Source organism: Cupriavidus nantongensis (genome assembly GCF_001598055.1).
Lineage (GTDB): Bacteria > Pseudomonadota > Gammaproteobacteria > Burkholderiales > Burkholderiaceae > Cupriavidus > Cupriavidus nantongensis.
In genome coordinates, this window is record NZ_CP014844.1 from 3,419,067 (window position 1) to 3,434,451 (window position 15,385).

At 69.4% G+C, this 15,385-nt stretch carries 18 protein-coding genes; 7 read left to right on the forward strand and 11 right to left on the reverse strand.

The genetic code is table 11. From position 1 onward, the window contains the following. Nucleotides 1–29 precede the first annotated feature (29 nt). From A2G96_RS15745 to A2G96_RS15760, 4 genes are read right to left on the reverse strand one after another with little or no spacing between them, the layout of a single operon-like run. Nucleotides 30–896 (reverse strand): carbohydrate ABC transporter permease, encoded by an 867-nt coding sequence (locus A2G96_RS15745; protein ID WP_062800755.1) that lies wholly within the window; start codon nt 894–896, stop codon nt 30–32. After that, nucleotides 889–1,773, reverse strand: coding sequence for a carbohydrate ABC transporter permease (locus A2G96_RS15750; protein WP_062800757.1), 885 nt, complete (start codon nt 1,771–1,773; stop codon nt 889–891). The genes A2G96_RS15745 and A2G96_RS15750 overlap by 8 nt, the downstream gene beginning before the upstream one ends. Continuing rightward, entirely contained in the window at nt 1,770–2,876 is a 1,107-nt protein-coding gene (locus tag A2G96_RS15755; protein WP_062800759.1) for an ABC transporter ATP-binding protein, read from the reverse strand. The genes A2G96_RS15750 and A2G96_RS15755 overlap by 4 nt, the downstream gene beginning before the upstream one ends. A 1-nt stretch (nt 2,877) precedes the next feature. Beyond that, nucleotides 2,878–4,005, reverse strand: coding sequence for an ABC transporter ATP-binding protein (locus A2G96_RS15760; RefSeq protein WP_062800761.1), 1,128 nt, complete (start codon nt 4,003–4,005; stop codon nt 2,878–2,880). Nucleotides 4,006–4,177: 172 nt separating this feature from the next. On the opposite strand from A2G96_RS15760, the gene A2G96_RS15765 reads away from it, so the two are divergent. Then, nucleotides 4,178–4,948 carry a DeoR/GlpR family DNA-binding transcription regulator gene (locus tag A2G96_RS15765; protein ID WP_062800763.1) on the forward strand — a complete coding sequence of 257 codons (771 nt, stop codon included), beginning with the start codon at nt 4,178–4,180 and terminating at the stop codon, nt 4,946–4,948. Nucleotides 4,949–5,102: 154 nt separating this feature from the next. On the opposite strand, the gene purU is transcribed toward A2G96_RS15765, so the two are convergent. Both purU and A2G96_RS15775 read right to left on the reverse strand, forming a co-directional pair. Next, nucleotides 5,103–5,969 carry a formyltetrahydrofolate deformylase gene (gene purU / locus A2G96_RS15770; protein WP_062800766.1) on the reverse strand — a complete coding sequence of 289 codons (867 nt, stop codon included), beginning with the start codon at nt 5,967–5,969 and terminating at the stop codon, nt 5,103–5,105. A gap of 120 nt (nt 5,970–6,089) precedes the next feature. After that, a complete protein-coding gene (locus A2G96_RS15775) occupies nt 6,090–6,977 on the reverse strand; it encodes an NUDIX hydrolase (RefSeq protein ID WP_062800769.1) in 888 nt (295 codons plus the stop codon). Nucleotides 6,978–7,033: 56 nt separating this feature from the next. On the opposite strand from A2G96_RS15775, the gene glpK reads away from it, so the two are divergent. From glpK to A2G96_RS15795, 4 genes are all read left to right on the forward strand, one after another. Next, nucleotides 7,034–8,605, forward strand: coding sequence for a glycerol kinase GlpK (gene glpK, locus A2G96_RS15780; RefSeq protein WP_062800772.1), 1,572 nt, complete (start codon nt 7,034–7,036; stop codon nt 8,603–8,605). A gap of 76 nt (nt 8,606–8,681) precedes the next feature. Beyond that, nucleotides 8,682–10,286, forward strand: a complete 1,605-nt coding sequence (locus A2G96_RS15785; RefSeq protein ID WP_062800774.1) for a glycerol-3-phosphate dehydrogenase/oxidase — start codon at nt 8,682–8,684, stop codon at nt 10,284–10,286. A gap of 68 nt (nt 10,287–10,354) precedes the next feature. Next, nucleotides 10,355–10,732: an MliC family protein gene (locus tag A2G96_RS15790; protein WP_062800776.1), complete on the forward strand. Its 378-nt coding sequence runs from the start codon at nt 10,355–10,357 to the stop codon at nt 10,730–10,732. Nucleotides 10,733–10,828: 96 nt separating this feature from the next. Continuing rightward, nucleotides 10,829–11,209 (forward strand): hypothetical protein, encoded by a 381-nt coding sequence (locus A2G96_RS15795; protein WP_062800778.1) that lies wholly within the window; start codon nt 10,829–10,831, stop codon nt 11,207–11,209. Nucleotides 11,210–11,250: 41 nt separating this feature from the next. Here A2G96_RS15795 and A2G96_RS15800 read toward each other — a convergent pair whose 3' ends face one another. From A2G96_RS15800 to A2G96_RS15820, 5 genes are all read right to left on the reverse strand, one after another. Continuing rightward, nucleotides 11,251–11,535: a hypothetical protein gene (locus A2G96_RS15800; RefSeq protein WP_062800781.1), complete on the reverse strand. Its 285-nt coding sequence runs from the start codon at nt 11,533–11,535 to the stop codon at nt 11,251–11,253. 64 nt (nt 11,536–11,599) lie between these two features. After that, complete coding sequence (locus A2G96_RS15805; protein ID WP_062800783.1) at nt 11,600–11,824, reverse strand: hypothetical protein; 225 nt, start codon at nt 11,822–11,824, stop codon at nt 11,600–11,602. Between the two features lie 123 nt (nt 11,825–11,947). Further along, nucleotides 11,948–12,151 carry a hypothetical protein gene (locus tag A2G96_RS15810; protein WP_062800785.1) on the reverse strand — a complete coding sequence of 68 codons (204 nt, stop codon included), beginning with the start codon at nt 12,149–12,151 and terminating at the stop codon, nt 11,948–11,950. 67 nt (nt 12,152–12,218) lie between these two features. Continuing rightward, a complete protein-coding gene (locus tag A2G96_RS15815; protein ID WP_062800787.1) occupies nt 12,219–12,635 on the reverse strand; it encodes a lysozyme inhibitor LprI family protein in 417 nt (138 codons plus the stop codon). A 63-nt stretch (nt 12,636–12,698) separates the two neighbouring features. Beyond that, nucleotides 12,699–13,295 (reverse strand): CopD family protein, encoded by a 597-nt coding sequence (locus A2G96_RS15820; RefSeq protein ID WP_335340545.1) that lies wholly within the window; start codon nt 13,293–13,295, stop codon nt 12,699–12,701. A 175-nt stretch (nt 13,296–13,470) separates the two neighbouring features. On the opposite strand from A2G96_RS15820, the gene yfiR reads away from it, so the two are divergent. Beyond that, nucleotides 13,471–14,073, forward strand: a complete 603-nt coding sequence (gene yfiR / locus A2G96_RS15825; RefSeq protein ID WP_062800791.1) for a regulatory sequestration protein YfiR — start codon at nt 13,471–13,473, stop codon at nt 14,071–14,073. Then, nucleotides 14,070–15,383, forward strand: a complete 1,314-nt coding sequence (gene dgcN / locus A2G96_RS15830; protein ID WP_062800793.1) for a diguanylate cyclase DgcN/YfiN — start codon at nt 14,070–14,072, stop codon at nt 15,381–15,383. The genes yfiR and dgcN overlap by 4 nt, the downstream gene beginning before the upstream one ends. Nucleotides 15,384–15,385: the final 2 nt, after the last annotated feature.

Sequence of the window (15,385 nt, forward strand, 5' to 3'; positions counted from 1 at the left end):
TTGCGAAGGCTTGGGTCAGAAGGCTTGCATTAAACGCGGCCCATCGCGAAGCCCTTCGCGATGTAGTGCCGAACGAACCAGATCACGATGCCGCCGGGAACGATGGTCAGCACGCCGGCCGCGGCCAGCACGCCCCAGTCCATGCCCGATGCCGACACCGTGCGCGTCATGGTGGCGACAATGGGCTTGGCGTTGACCGAGGTCAGCGTGCGTGCCAGCAGCAGCTCGACCCAGCTGAACATAAAGCAGAAGAACGCGGCCACGCCCACCCCGGCCTTGATCAGCGGCAGGAAGATGGTCAGGAAGAAGCGCGGGAACGAGTAGCCGTCGACATAGGCGGTCTCATCGATCTCGCGCGGCACGCCCGACATGAAGCCCTCGAGGATCCACACCGCCAGCGGCACGTTGAAGACCAGGTGCGCCAGCGCCACGCCCAGGTGCGTATCCATCAGCCCGATGGTGCTGTAGAGCTGGAAGAACGGCAGCAGGAACACCGCCGGCGGCGTCATGCGGTTGGTCAGCAGCCAGAAGAACACGTGCTTGTCGCCGATGAACTGGTAGCGCGAGAAGGCGTAGGCGGCCGGCAGCGCCACGCCGATCGAGATCACGGTGTTCATCGCCACGTAGATCATCGAGTTGATGTAGCCCGAATACCACGACGGATCGGTGAAGATGGTCTTGTAGTGCTCCAGCGTGAACTGGCCCGGCCACAGCGACAGCGTCGAGACGATTTCTTCGTTGGTCTTGAACGACATGTTGACCATCCAGTAGATCGGCACGATCGCGAACACCAGGTAGGCCAGCAGGAAGCCGGCTCGCCACCACGCGGCGCGGCTGGCCCGCGCGGGGATCGCGGCGGGGACCACCGCAGGGACTGCCGAAGAGATCTCAGCCATGGGGCATGTCCTCGCTGGCGGCGGTGCCCGCGCGCTGCATCCAGTTGTAGAGGATGAAACACATGAGCAGGATGATCAGGAAATAGACGATGGAGAACGCCGCCGCCGGGCCCAGGTCGAACTGGCCCACCGCCTTCTGCGTCAGGTATTGCGACAGGAACGTCGTCGCGTTGCCGGGGCCGCCGCCGGTCAGCACGAACGGCTCGGTGTAGATCATGAAGCTGTCCATGAAGCGCAGCAGCACCGCGATCATCAACACGCCGCGCAGCTTGGGCAGCTGGATATAGCGGAACACCGCCAGGCGCGAGGCGCCGTCGATCTGCGCGGCCTGGTAGTAGGCGTCGGGGATCGCGCGCAGGCCGGCGTAGCACAGCAGCGCCACCAGCGGGGTCCAGTGCCAGACGTCCATCACCAGCACCGTGATCCAGGCGTCGAAGGCGCTGCCGGTGTAGTTGTAGTCAAAGCCCAGCCCCGCCAGCGCGGCGCCGAGCAGGCCGATGTCGGTACGCCCGAAGATCTGCCAGATGGTGCCGACCACGTTCCACGGGATCAGCAGCGACAGCGCGATGATCACCAGCACCGCCGACGCCTTCCAGCCCCGCGCCGGCATCGACAACGCGAGCAGGATGCCGAGCGGGATCTCCACCAGCAGCACCGCCAGCGAGAAGCCGAGCTGGCGCAGCAGCGCGTCGTGCAGCTCGCCGTCGCGCAGCACGGTACGGAACCACTCGGTGCCGACGAACACGCGCCGCTCCGGCGAGATGATGTCCTGCACCGAGTAATTGACGATGGTCATCAGCGGCAGGATGGCGGAGAACGCCACGCACACCACCACCGGCAATACCAGCAGCCAGGCCTTCTGGTTGACGGGCTTCATGCCACCAGCTCCTCGTTGACGTAGTAGCAGGTATGCCGGTTGAACACCGACAGCCACGCGGTGTCACCCGCGCGCAGGCCGGCGGCCTCGGTGCCCAGGCGCGCGCGCAGCGTGCCGGCCTGCGCGCCCGCCTCGTGCACCATGCCCGTCAGCAGCCAGTAGGTGCCAATATCCTGCGCGCGCTGCACCTGCACCGGCACCGCCTGCGCGTCGCGCTCCGGCGCCAGCTGCAGGTATTCGGGTCGCACCCCGATGCGGAAGCTGCCGGCCGCGCGCAGCGCCGCTTCCACCGGCGGCGACAGCGGCGGCATATAGCGCCGCCCGGCCACGTCGATGGCGCCGTCGCGCCATTGCCCGGACAGGAAGTTCATGCCCGGCGAGCCGATAAAGTGCCCGACGAAGGTATGCGCGGGCCGCTCGAACAGCGCGTCGGCCGGCCCGACCTGCACCGCCTTGCCGCGCGACATCACCACCACCTGGTCGGCAAAGGTCAGCGCCTCGGTCTGGTCGTGAGTGACGTAGATCAGCGTCAGGCGAAACTCGTGGTGGATCTCCTTGAGCTTGCGCCGCAGCTGCCATTTGAGCTGCGGGTCGATCACCGTCAGCGGCTCGTCGAACAGGATCGCCGACACGTCCTGGCGCACCAGTCCGCGCCCGAGCGAGATCTTCTGCTTGGCATCGGCGGCCAGGCCGCTGGCGCGACGCCCGAGCGTCGACGACAGGTCGAGCATCTCGGCGACGCGCCCGACCCGCTCGCGCACCTGCGCCTCGGGCACGCCGCGGTTGCGCAGCGGGAACGCCAGGTTTTCGCCGACGGTCATGGTGTCGTAGATCACCGGGAACTGGAACACCTGGGCGATATTGCGCGCCTGCGGCGTGGCGCCGGTGACGTCGCGGCCGTCGAAGGCGATGGTGCCGTGCGACGGGCGCAGCAGCCCGGAAATGCAGTTCAGCAGCGTGGTCTTGCCGCAGCCGGACGGGCCGAGCAACGCATAGGCGCCGCCGTCTTCAAAGGTGAAGCGCAGCGGCAGCAGCGCATACTCTTCGTCGGTGCGCGGATGGGGCACGTACGAGTGCGCCAGGTCCAGGTCGATGCGTGCCATCTCAGCCCCCCGCCGTTGCCGCTGCCGCGCCGCCCGGCACTTCCGCCGCGAGCCCGCCGGGCCGGCGCGGCGCATGGATGCGGCGGCCGTCGGCGTCGAACAGGTAGAGCTGTTCGGGCAGCAGGTGCAGCGTCACCGGCGCGCCCAGCTGCAGGTCGAGCACGCCCGCGAACTGCGCCACCAGGTTGCCGACCGCGGTATCGGCGTGGACAAAGGTGTCCGACCCCGACAACTCGGCCAGCGCCACCCGGCCCGGCACCCCGACTGCGCCAGCCTCCCCTGCCAGGCGCAAGGCCGAGGCGCGCACGCCCAGCGTAACCGGACCATCGGGCGCCGCCACGCCGGGCACCGGCACCTCGATCCCGCCGGCCAGCGCGACGCGGCCGCCATCAAGCCGGCCCTCGACCAGGTTCATCGGCGGATCGTTGAAGGCGCGCGCCACGCGCAGCGAATCGGGATAGTGGAAGACCTGCGGCGTCGGGCCGTACTGCAGCAGTTCGCCCGCGTCGAGCACCGCGGTGTGCCCGCCCAGCAGCAGCGCCTCGCCGGGCTCGGTGGTGGCGTAGATTACGGTGGCGTCGCCGTGCGCGAACAGCTGGGTCAGCTCTTCGCGCAGCTCCTCGCGCAGCTTGTAGTCCAGGTTGACCAGCGGCTCGTCCAGCAGCATCAGCGGCGCTTCCTTGGCCAGCGCGCGGGCCAGCGCCACGCGCTGCTGCTGGCCGCCGGACAGCTCGGCCGGATAGCGCTCCAGCAGGTGGTCGATATGCAGCCGGGCCGCCAGCTCGCGCACGCGCGCGGCGATCTCGCCGGCCGCAGCCTTGCGCCGCAGCCGCAGCGGCGAGGCGATGTTGTCGAACACCCTGAGCGACGGGTAGTTGATGAACTGCTGGTAGACCATCGACACATTGCGCTCGCGCACCGGCATGCCGGTGACGTCGTCGCCGTCGACCAGCACGCGCCCGGCGCTGGGCCGGTCGAGCCCCGCCATGACCCGCATCAGCGAAGTCTTGCCCGCCTGCGTCGCGCCCAGCAGGATGGTGACCGCGCCCGGGACCGGGGCCAGCGTCATCGGATAGAGATACGCCTGCGAACCTGCCTGCTGTGCGACGCTTTCCAAACGTAGCTGCATCCGGTCTCCATGTTCGATATGCTGCCCGCCGATGACGCTGCCGACATACGGCTTGCGTTCGATGCAGGCGCACCAATCTTGGCTTCACGCTCGTTTTAGCAACAAAACGAACATAAAACAATAGTGCACCGCATCATTTTGTTTTCGTTTGTGTTTGAACTAGAATCCCCGCATGACCCTCAATCCCCGCCAGACGGCCCTGCTCGAAGAAGTCCGCACCCAGGGCTTTGCCTCCATCGACGAACTTGCGCGCAAGTTCGGCGTCACGCTCCAGACGGTGCGCCGCGATGTCAACATGCTGGCCGAAAACGGCATGCTGGCGCGCTTCCATGGCGGGGTGCGGGTGGAAGACTCCACCACCGAGAACATCGCCTACCGGCAGCGGCAGGTGCTCAACGCCGAGGGCAAGGCGCGCATCGCGCGCGCGGTGGCGGCGGCGGTGCCCGAAGGCTGCTCGCTGATCCTGAACATCGGCACCACGGTGGAAGAGATTGCGCGCGCGCTGGTGCACCACCGCGGCCTGCGCGTAATCACCAACAACCTGCACGTGGCCAATATCCTGGCCGACAATCCCGATTGCGAAGTCATCGTCGCCGGCGGCGTGCTGCGCTCGCGCGACCGCGGCATCGTCGGCGAGGCCACGGTGGAGTTCATCCAGCAGTTCAAGGTCGATATCGGGTTGATCGGCATCTCGGGCATCGAGGCCGACGGCACGCTGCGCGACTATGACTTCCGCGAGGTCAAGGTGGCGCGGACCATCATCGAGCATTCACGCGAGGTCTGGCTGGCGGCGGACGCCAGCAAGTTCAACCGCCAGGCCATGGTCGAGCTGGCGCATGTGTCGCAGGTGGACCGGCTGTTCACCGACGCGCCGCTGGCGGCGCCGTTCGACCAGATCCTGGCCGACAGTGGGGTGAAGTGTGTGGTGGCAGAGCGGGAGTGAGTGCGGGACAAGCCCTGCTGCTGCCGTGTCGGCAGTGGGGCGGCTGCGCGTGCCGGCAGTGCCTGGCGCGTTGGTTCTGGCGCAGGCCTGCCCTCTCCCCCGGCCCCTCTCCCGCGAGCAGGAGAGGGGAGCAAACCCGGGCCGGAGAGAAGGATTACTTGAACACCACGGTCTTGTGGCCGTTCAGCAGGATGCGGTGTTCGGCATGCCACTTGACCGCGCGCGCCAGCGCCACGCATTCGACGTCGCGGCCGACGGCGGTGAGCTGGTCGGGGTCCATGCTGTGGTCAACGCGCTCGATCTCCTGCTCGATGATCGGGCCTTCGTCCAGGTCGGCGGTGACGTAGTGCGCGGTGGCGCCGATCAGCTTCACGCCGCGGTCGTGCGCCTGGTAGTACGGCTTGGCGCCCTTGAAGCTGGGCAGGAACGAATGGTGGATATTGATCGCGCGGCCGGCCAGCTTGCGGCACAGGTCGTCCGACAGCACCTGCATGTAGCGCGCCAGCACCACCAGGTCGATCTTCTGCTCCTGCACCACGTCGAACACACGCGCTTCCTGCGCGGCCTTCTGCTCCGCCGACGCGTTCATCAGCGGCAGGTGGAAGAACGGCACGTCGTACGACGCCGCCAGCTGGTAGAAGTCGCGGTGGTTCGAGACGATGGCCGCGATCTCCACCGGCAGGCCGCCCGCCTTGGCACGGAACAGCAGGTCGTTCAGGCAGTGGCCGATCTTCGACACCATGATCATCACGCGCGGCTTCACCGCGGCGTCGTTCAGCTCCCACTGCATGCCGAACTGGTCGCCCACCGGCGCGAACGCTGCCTTCAGCGTGGTCAGGTCGGGACCCCCGGCGGCCGGGGTGAAATGCACGCGCATGAAGAAGCGGCCGGCGTACTCGTCCCCGTACTGGTCGGAATCGACGATATTGCAGCCGTGCTGGAACAGCAGGCCCGAGACAGCGTGGACGATGCCCGGCTGGTCGGGGCACGAGAGGGTCAGGATGAATCCGGTGTTGCTCATGGTGTGTGGTTCTGTCTGGGTGGCGCGGCGCAGGGCCGGGAAAGCCAGGGGGGCTCGGTCAGTGCAACGGTGAATATGGCAAGCAATACCGGGACAAGCGTCGATGGACCCTGCGGCGGCTCAGTCGTGATCGCCGGCATCGAGCCAGCCACGCCGTGCAAGGGCATCCAGCGTCACCAGTGTCGCATCGACCGTCATGGCGCCGGCCGACATGATAGCAAGCAATGGCGCCAACTCGACGCGCCGGTGCTCGCTGACCTCGCCATCCTGGTTGTGCGGAATGAAGTCCGGCGGCAGCAGCAGGTCGTAGACATGGACCTGCTCCCACTGCACGCCTTCGGGCAGGTCGCGCAGCACCTCGATCATGCCGTGCGCCTGCACGCGCCGCGCCAGTTCGGGCGGGATGCCGGACTCTTCCGCGCACTCGCGCACCAGCGTCGCCAGCGGATCGCTGCCGTGGGGCATGCCGCCTGCCACCAGGTTGTCCCACATGCCGGGGTCGACGGCCTTGGCCGGGCTGCGGCGCGAGATCCACAGCGCCGGCGGGTCGCCCGCGGCACCGTCGACGATGCCGTTCATGTGCGAAGCAAAGGTCAGCAGCCCCAGAAAGCGCGCCGCGGCGCGCTCCACCACCGCGACCGCGGGCGCGTCGAGCGCGGCGGTGACGGCGAACAGCTCGTCGCGCCAGCCGCGCACATGGCCGGCGTCGGCCAGCTGGCGCGCCAGCGCCTGCAGCGCGGTGCTGCGCGCTTCAAAATCGTCGCAGCCGGGCAGCAAGGCCACCGCCACGGAGCCATCGCCGAGCGCCTGTTCCGGGCCCAGCACGGCGCCAAGGCCGATGTCGGTACCGCGCAGGATGCTGGCATGCGTGCGCGGCAGCCAGCCGACCTGGCGGCCGTCGGCCATCAGGCGCAGCTTCGTGGCGGCATCGAAGCCGCTGCGCGCCGCCAGCGAGGCGGCGATCCGTGCCGTGGCCCCGGCCGCCGGCAAAGAAGAGGTTTCAGCCATCAGGATTCCATGCACCGGCCGCGCCGGCGCGCCTTGTCAATGTCAGGATCGAACGCATGAACCAGCCCGCCGCGCAGGCGCAGCGCCCTGCCCCGTCCCATCTTCCCGCCGAGCCGCAATACGTGCTGGCGCTCGACCAGGGCACCAGCAGCTCGCGCGCCATCCTGTTCGATCATGCCGGCAATGTGGTGCGCCTGGCGCAGCGCGAGTTCCGCCAATATTACCCACATCCCGGCCACGTCGAGCACGATCCCTACGAGATCTGGCAGTCGCAGCTGGCGGTGGCGCACACGGTGCTGGCCGACGCCGGCATCGGCGCCGCGCAGGTGCGCGCCATCGGCATCACCAACCAGCGCGAGACCACCGTGCTGTGGGACCGCAAGACTGGCGAGCCGGTCGGCCGCGCGCTGGTCTGGCAGGACCGCCGCACCGCGCCGATGTGCGAGGCGCTGCAGGCCGCCGGCCACGGCGAGCTGTTCCGCGAGAAGACCGGCCTGGTCATCGATGCCTATTTTTCCGGCACCAAGCTGCGCTGGATGCTCGACAACATCGAAGGCGCGCGCGAGCGCGCGCAGCGCGGCGAACTGGCCTTCGGCACCGTCGACAGCTGGCTGATCTGGCAGCTGACCGACGGCGCGCGCCATGTCACCGACGTCTCCAACGCGTCGCGCACGATGCTGTTCAACATCCACCGCTTCGAGTGGGACGACGCGCTGCTGGCGCTGCTCGACATCCCGCACGCGCTGCTGCCCGAGGTGGTGCCCTCCAGCGGCGAGGTCGCGCGCACCGCGGCGCGGCTGTTCGGCATGCCGATCCCGATTGCCGGCATCGCCGGCGACCAGCAGGCCGCCACCTTCGGCCAGGCCTGCCTGGTGCCGGGCATGGCCAAGAACACCTACGGCACCGGCTGCTTCCTGCTGATGAATACCGGCGCGCAGCCGGTCACGTCGCGCAACCGGCTGCTGACTACCATCGGCTGGCAGTACCGCGGCCAGACCCAGTATTGCCTGGAGGGCGGCGTGTTCATGGGCGGCGCCACCATCCAGTGGCTGCGCGACGGCCTCAAGATCATCCAGAGCGCGCCCGAGGCCGAGGCGCTGGCGCGCCAGTGCGACGACAGCGGCGGCGTGGTGCTGGTGCCGGCCTTTGCCGGGCTCGGCGCGCCGCACTGGGACGCGTTTGCGCGCGGCACGCTGGTCGGCATGACGCGCGGCACCGGCCGGCCGCAGATCGCGCGCGCGGCGCTGGAATCGATCGCGCTGCAAAGCGTGGACGTGCTCGAGGCCATGCAGAAGGACGCCGGCATCGCGCTGGCCGAGCTGCGCGTGGACGGCGGCGCATCGCGCAGCGACCTGCTGATGCAGATGCAGGCCGACCTGCTCGGCACCCCGGTGGTACGGCCGCGCGTGACCGAGACCACCGCGCTGGGCGCCGCCTACCTGGCGGGCCTGGCCACCGGCTACTGGAGCGACCCGGTGCAGATCGCGCAGCAATGGCAGGTGGAGCGGCGCTTCGAGCCCAACCTGTCGGCCGACCAGCGCGGCCACCGGCTCGCGCGCTGGCACCGCGCGGTCGAGCGCGCGCGCGACTGGGCGCGCGAGGACGATGCCGGCGCAGAACACGGCTGAGCATCGATCAAACCCGTCCAGCGCCACGTCCGTACAACCCGAACAATCCAGCCAGCCAACACCACACACCAGCGTCATGCACAGCCTTCCCACTCCGATCCAGCCGCCCGGCCGCGCCGCCCTGCTCGCCACCCTGGAGCGCGAGCCGCGCTGGGACGTGATCGTCATCGGCGGCGGCGCCACCGGCCTGGGCACGGCGGTCGATGCCGCCTCGCGCGGCTACCGCACGCTGCTGGTCGAAGCCGCCGACTTTGCCAAGGGCACCTCGAGCAAGGCCACCAAGCTGGTGCACGGCGGCGTGCGCTACCTGGCGCAGGGAAATATCGGCCTGGTGCGCGAGGCACTGCACGAGCGCGGCCTGCTGGCGCGCAACGCGCCGCACCTGGTGTGGCCGCTGGGCTTCGTGGTGCCGGCCTACCAGATGTTCGACCAGCCCTTCTACGGCATCGGCCTCAAGCTCTACGACATGCTGGCCGGCAGCCTCAACCTGTCCGGCAGCCGCTGGCTGAACCACCGCGAGGTGCTGGCGGCCGCGCCCAACCTCGCCGAACACGTCGGCGGGCGCCCGCTGCGCGGCGGCAACCTTTACTTCGACGGCCAGTTCGACGATGCGCGGCTGGCGGTGGCGCTGATGCGGACGCTGTTCGATGTCGGCGGCACCGCGCTCAACTACATGCGAGCGACCGGGCTGAGCCAGCAAGGCGGCGTGATCAGCGGCGTGACGGTGCAGGACGTGCTCGGCGGCGCCACCTTCCGGCTGCGCGCCGACTGCGTGATCAATGCCACCGGCGTGTGGGTCGACGCCATCCGCCAGATGGAAGACGGTCATGCGCGCACCATGGTCGCGCCCAGCCAGGGCGTGCACCTGACGCTGCCGCGCAGCTTCCTGCCGGGCGAGCGCGCCATCCTGATCCCCAAGACCGATGACGGACGGGTGCTGTTCGTGGTGCCCTGGAACGGGCACACCATCGTCGGCACCACCGACACGCCGCGCCGCGACCTGCCGCTGGAGCCCGATGCCGGCGCCGACGATGTCGATTTCATCCTGGAAACGGCGTCGCGCTACCTGGCCAGGGACCCCACCCGCGCCGACGTCACCAGCGTCTGGGCCGGCCTGCGGCCGCTGGTGCGGGCCACCGGCGAGGCCTCGACCGCGTCGCTGTCGCGCGAACATACGATCCTGGTGTCCCGGGCCGGGCTGATCACCGTCACCGGCGGCAAATGGACCACCTACCGCAAGATGGCCGAAGACGTGATCGAGACCGCGATCCAGCGCCAGATGGTGCGCGCCGCGCCCTGCGTGACCGCCGAGCTGCCGCTGCACGGTGCCACCGGCTTGCCGGCCGACCTGCCGCCGCCGGATTCGGGCTCGCCCGACCGCTACTACGGCAACGAGCTGGCCCTGCTGCGCGCGCTGCCGGGACACGACCGCATGCTCGCCGGCGCCTCGGGGCTGACCGAAGCCCATGTGCGCTTTGCCGCCCGGCATGAACTGGCGCGCCGGGTCGAGGACGTGCTGGCGCGCCGCAACCGCGCGCTGTTCCTGGACGCCCGCGCCGCCGTCGACGCCGCACCGGCGGTGGCCGCGATCCTGGCCGAAGAGCTCGACGAGGATGCAGCCTGGCAGGCGCGCGAGGTGGAAAGCTTCCGCACGCTCGCCGCCGGCTACATGCTCGGCTGATCGCGTGGCGCAGCGGCGCTGCCCCGATACGCCATCCACCTGAACCTCAAATTTCGAACCGACACACCATGCCCAGGCATTTGATCCTGTCCCGCACCCGCATCGTTGCCTTGCTCGCCTTCGTCTGCGCCAGCGCCACGGCCCAGGCCGCCCGCGCGCCCGGCATCGACGGCGTGCGCTTTCCCGAAGTGCGCACCATGCGCTACCAGTGCGACGGCGGCAAGACGCTGACGGTGCGCTATTTCAACAGCCAGGACAACCAGGCCGCGGTGTTCCGCATCGACGGCAAGCCGGTGCTGGCGGTCAGCACGGTGGCGGCGTCCGGGGCGCGCTATGTCGGCGGCCGCTACGAATGGTGGACCAAGGGCGAGTCAGGCACGCTGCGCGACCTGATGCAGGCGGAGAACGCCGCGCCGGTGCTGGCCGATTGCAAGGCCGGGTCGTAACAGGCACGGCGGCACGGCGGCACGGCCGCACCGCGCCGTCTTTGGAAGCCGCGCCGTTCCGGGCGATAATGCGGGGATTGAATCAGGGAGAACACCATGGACGAGATTGAAGATCTGTCCGATCTGCCGATGCCCCGCTTTATCTGGGGCTTCGCCGTGATCGCGGGCAAGGGCGGCGAGGTCATGCACGACGAATTCGAGTACCTGACCCACACCCGCAGCCCGCGCTTCACCTGCCGCGTGGTCGAGCTGGAGGACATGCCGGCCGAAAGCGAAGAAGACGCCATCGACGGCCGCATCGTCCACGATGACGACCCGAGCCGCATGTTCTACATCACCGATGCCGGCATGGCGCTGGTCAATTTCCAGCTGTTCGACAAGATGCCGGACAAGCAGAAACTCAAGCGCATCTGCGACGAAGCCATCGCCAACTGGATGCTGCGCCGCGAGTTCCTCGACGAAGAGGAAGACGACTGATACGACCACCGTGCAGCGGCGGCACGGCCGCCGTGCAGCGCTCAGGCCTGGCCCGGATCCTGCGGCAACGCGCGCGGCAGCACTTCATTGAGCAGGCCGGTCATGCCGCCCGGGTGATCCGCGGCCAGCGCCTGCAGGCGCTTCACCAGGGCGCCGTCGAGCTTGCATGCGAACGGCACCAGGCCCTGCTCCTGGTCCAGCCGGCGCTGCTCGCGCCGGTCCGGGCGCTGTGCGGCGCCGGGAATGCCGCCCCGCGCTGCCGCCGCCTGCTTCAGGCTGTTGGCGATCTTCAGGCCCTTGTTTTTTTCCAGGTCCGTTTTCTTCACGGCAATATCCGAAAGTCTGTAGAGGGCGGTATTGTACGCACCCGCGGCGGCCGCTCCGGCGGCATCATGCGTCGCTGACTTCGATCAGTTCGGCCGCCACCCGCTGGATTTCCGCATAGACCGGTATCGCGTCCATCGGGCCGGTGCAGCCCACCGCCGTGGCCTGGCTGGCATCGGCGCCGGGCGGCAGGAACACGAAGGCCATGCCGGGCTGCCAGCCGGGATGCTTGCGCAGGCTGTCGTTGAGGATGTCGAGATACTGCGCGCGCGTGAAGACGTGCCTTGCCATCGCTACCTCCGGAATCCGCTGCCAATGCGCCGCGCGGGCGCGGTTGTCATGGCGGGGATCGTAGCATGGCAGGGGCGGCCGGCGTCACCGTGGTAAATGGTGGCGCGCCGGTCGCACGCGGGGCTAGTGATCCTCGGCCATCGCCTTGAGCTGGGCCTCGCCGGCAACGCGCGCGGCGTCCGCGGTGGTGAAGGTATCGTCCGACACGATCGCGCGCCTGACCTGCTGCGCGCTGAAATCCACCAGCGCGATGACCCACACATAGCGCCCCGACTGGGGTGCGGTCTGCACGAAAGCCTTGAGGTTGTGGCGCGATTCGTTTGCCATGATCCATCTCCGGTTGAGACGTGCCGCAGCACAGGGGTCAGGCAACTCTAGCACAAGGCCCGCCAGCTCACCGGCCGGCGGCCTCGGTGGCGAAGGCGCGCAATTCGCGCACGCGCGCGGCGGTCATCTCCAGCAGGCACGACGCGCCGGCCACGCGCGCCGCGCTGCCGCCGGCAGGATTGGACACATAGGCGCAATTGGCCTGGCGGTACTCCAGCCAGGCCCGCTGCGCCACCCGCAACTGCCCGGTGCGCGGCGCCTCCAGCCGCCGCAGCAGCGACTGGTAAGCGCGGTTCAACGCCGTATCCTGCACCCGCGACTCCAGCGCGGCGCAGTTAAGCATGTCGACGGTCGAAACGGCCTTGTCCATGCAGCGCTCATAGTCGGCGCTCAGGCCGCCATTCTGCGTGCCATTTTCCGCGGCGGCGACGGGGATGGCCGCCACGGCCAGACCAACGACGGCAACACATGCGAGGACGCGCATAGCAGCTCTCCGTTTGCGTGGTTGTGACAAGTCGCGCCGGATCCCGGCGTCGCGCGGATCCGCTCAGGCGAGCCAGCGGCCCAGCGTCGCCACGGCGATATTGGCCAGACCCAGCACGAGGTTGGTCCCTACCGCCTGCCGGATGCGGTTCAGGGCGGCACCCGCGGCTGGCCAGTCCTGCGCATCGACGGCCCGGCCCAGCACCCGGTAGGGACCGAACCACACGTAGCAGAAGATGCCGGCCATGACGAGGCCGATGCCCAGCATCAGGTGCCAGTTGCGTGGTGCGCCCGCCATGCCCGTTGCCGCCATCATCGCGCCACCGCTCAGCAGGATCGCCGCCACCGACGCCCACACCCATGGGAAGAACCGGGCAAACACGCCGCGCCACAGGCGCAGGCGCGGCGGCGGCTCGAGCACGCTGCCGGCCACCGGCCGCAGGCATAGGTAGGCGAAGAACATGCCGCCGACCCAGACGGCGACGCCGGTCAGGTGCAGCAGGCGGAGAAGCGGATCGGCGATCATGGCGGCAGGGGGCGAGTTGGACAAGTTGGGGCGATGGCCACATTCTAAGTGTTGTGTGCGCCACGGCGAAGCCTGGCATGCGCCCCACAGCGTCACGGCGGGGTTCAGGAAAACGACAGCGACGCCGATAAACATTTCGTATCACGCCGCGCCACGAGCCGGTCTTCGCAAGATCCCCGCTCGTGTCGCCCGTTTTCGCCCGATCCACCGCAAGGCCGGACGCTTGACTGCCCCGAACCCGGCCCCAGACAATACGCGCGGCCAGACCACCACACCGCAACCGGCCGCCCCGCCCCCTTCGTTCCAGACCATGGCGCCTGCCCCAGCCAGCCCCCCGCCGACCCCGCCCGCTGCCCGTGCACGACCGCTGCTGCGCCGCGGCGTGACCGCGCTGTTGCTGGCGGTGACGCTGGCAGTGCTGCCGGCCATGCTGCCCCCGGCGGTCACCGCGCAGCCCGCGCCGCAACGGGCCGACCTGGTCGCGCGCGTGGTCATCAGCCTGCTCGGCTATGCGCGCTGGCCGGTGGAGCGCGATCCGGTACGGCTGTGCGTCGATCACGCCAGCCGCTATGCGGCCCGGCTCAGGGAAGGCGGCACGCTCGCCAATGGCCGCACCGTGCAGACCCGCCAGGTCGACGTGCTGGCCGACATGCTGCACCCGGCGTGCGATGCGCTGTACGTGGGCACCATGAACGAACCGCGCCGCAAGCGCCTGTCGGCCGAGCTGACCGGCCGCCCGGTGCTGGTCATCGCCGAGGAAGACTTCGAATGCGAGGTGGGCAGCATGTTCTGCCTCAACATCCGCGACAACCAGGTCTCGTTCCGCGTCAACCTCGATACCCTCGCCCGCAGCGGCGTGCATATGCACCCCGGCGTGCTGCAGCTCGGCCGCCGCAAGGGAGCGCCGTCATGAGCCCGCGCCAGCCGGTGCGCAGGCAAGGCGCGCGCCCCACCCTCTACAGCGTGCTGCGCCGCATCCACCTGGGCGTGGCGCTGATCGCGGTATGCACCGCCGGCCTGGCGCTGACCGCGATCGGCGTCACCGCGCTGCGCGTCTACGCCGACCACAACGTGCGGCTGGTGGCGCGCTCGATCGCCTATACGCTGGAAGCGCCGGTGGTGTTCCGCGACCAGGCCGCCACCGCGGAGACGCTGGCCGCGATCGCAGCCTCGGAAGACATCGCCCGCGCCACCGTCTATGACCGCGACCACCATGTGCTGGCGGTATGGCAGCGCCCCGGTCAGGCGCCGCTGACCGGCCTGCGCCACGCGCTGGTCGAATGGCTGGGCACCGATGCGGTCGAGCAGTCCATCCTGCACCAGGCCCAGCAGGTGGGCATGCTGCGCGTCAGCGGCGACCCGCGCAACCTGCTGCACTTCCTGCTGCAGGGCGCGCTGGGGCTGCTGGCCTGCCTGCTGCTGACCGCGGTCGGCGCCCACTACCTGGCCAGCCGGCTGCTGGTGCAGATCATCGAGCCGTTGCGCAACCTGATGCGGGTGGCGCACGCGGTGCGTTCGCAGCGCGATTTCGCGCAGCGCACGCCGCCCGCCAGCATCGCCGAGCTCAATGCCCTCAGCGAAGACTTCAACGGCCTGCTCGACGAGCTGCAGACCTGGCAGAACCAGATGCAGCATGAAAACCGCTCGCTCGCCCACCGCGCTAACCACGATGCCCTGACCGGGCTGCTGAACCGCGCCGCCTTCGTCGAAGCGCTGGAGCACGCGGTGCGCCACGCCGCCGCCAACGACGAATATGCCGCGGTGCTGTACCTGGACAGCGACGATTTCAAGCACGTCAACGATCGCCACGGCCATGCCGCCGGCGACGCGGTGCTGGTCGCGGTGGCCCAGCGCATCCGCGCCACCCTGCGCGGCCGCGACACGGTGGCGCGCATCGGCGGCGACGAGTTCGCGGTGCTGGCCACCGCGCTGCGCGCGCCCGCCGATGCGATCCAGATCGCCGAGCATATCCTGCAGGCGATGGCCTGCCCCATCGACTTGCCCGACGGCAGCTCGGTGCAGGCTTCGCTCAGCATCGGGCTCGCGGTCTTCCCGGTCCACGCCCAAGGCAGCCAGGCCTTGCTGCACGCCGCCGACGCCGCCATGTACGGCGCCAAGCGGCGCTCCGGCGGCATCTGGCAAAGCGCCGAGCCACGCCTGGAACCGCGCGCGGGTCCGCGCACCGAGCCGCGCACCGAGCCGCGCCTCGACCTCAAGCAGTGAGA

Coding starts and splice junctions, on each gene's coding strand:
- glpK (WP_062800772.1), top strand. CDS start 7,034: ATGAACCAGCCCGCCGCGCAGGCGCAGCGCCCTGCCCCGTCCCATCTT.
- A2G96_RS15750 (WP_062800757.1), bottom strand. CDS start 1,773: ATGAAGCCCGTCAACCAGAAGGCCTGGCTGCTGGTATTGCCGGTGGTG.
- purU (WP_062800766.1), bottom strand. CDS start 5,969: ATGAGCAACACCGGATTCATCCTGACCCTCTCGTGCCCCGACCAGCCG.
- dgcN (WP_062800793.1), top strand. CDS start 14,070: ATGAGCCCGCGCCAGCCGGTGCGCAGGCAAGGCGCGCGCCCCACCCTC.
- A2G96_RS15765 (WP_062800763.1), top strand. CDS start 4,178: ATGACCCTCAATCCCCGCCAGACGGCCCTGCTCGAAGAAGTCCGCACC.
- A2G96_RS15810 (WP_062800785.1), bottom strand. CDS start 12,151: ATGGCAAACGAATCGCGCCACAACCTCAAGGCTTTCGTGCAGACCGCA.
- A2G96_RS15785 (WP_062800774.1), top strand. CDS start 8,682: ATGCACAGCCTTCCCACTCCGATCCAGCCGCCCGGCCGCGCCGCCCTG.
- yfiR (WP_062800791.1), top strand. CDS start 13,471: ATGGCGCCTGCCCCAGCCAGCCCCCCGCCGACCCCGCCCGCTGCCCGT.
- A2G96_RS15820 (WP_335340545.1), bottom strand. CDS start 13,295: ATGTTTATCGGCGTCGCTGTCGTTTTCCTGAACCCCGCCGTGACGCTG.
- A2G96_RS15805 (WP_062800783.1), bottom strand. CDS start 11,824: ATGGCAAGGCACGTCTTCACGCGCGCGCAGTATCTCGACATCCTCAAC.
- A2G96_RS15815 (WP_062800787.1), bottom strand. CDS start 12,635: ATGCGCGTCCTCGCATGTGTTGCCGTCGTTGGTCTGGCCGTGGCGGCC.
- A2G96_RS15755 (WP_062800759.1), bottom strand. CDS start 2,876: ATGGCACGCATCGACCTGGACCTGGCGCACTCGTACGTGCCCCATCCG.
- A2G96_RS15795 (WP_062800778.1), top strand. CDS start 10,829: ATGGACGAGATTGAAGATCTGTCCGATCTGCCGATGCCCCGCTTTATC.
- A2G96_RS15775 (WP_062800769.1), bottom strand. CDS start 6,977: ATGGCTGAAACCTCTTCTTTGCCGGCGGCCGGGGCCACGGCACGGATC.
- A2G96_RS15760 (WP_062800761.1), bottom strand. CDS start 4,005: ATGCAGCTACGTTTGGAAAGCGTCGCACAGCAGGCAGGTTCGCAGGCG.
- A2G96_RS15745 (WP_062800755.1), bottom strand. CDS start 896: ATGGCTGAGATCTCTTCGGCAGTCCCTGCGGTGGTCCCCGCCGCGATC.
- A2G96_RS15790 (WP_062800776.1), top strand. CDS start 10,355: ATGCCCAGGCATTTGATCCTGTCCCGCACCCGCATCGTTGCCTTGCTC.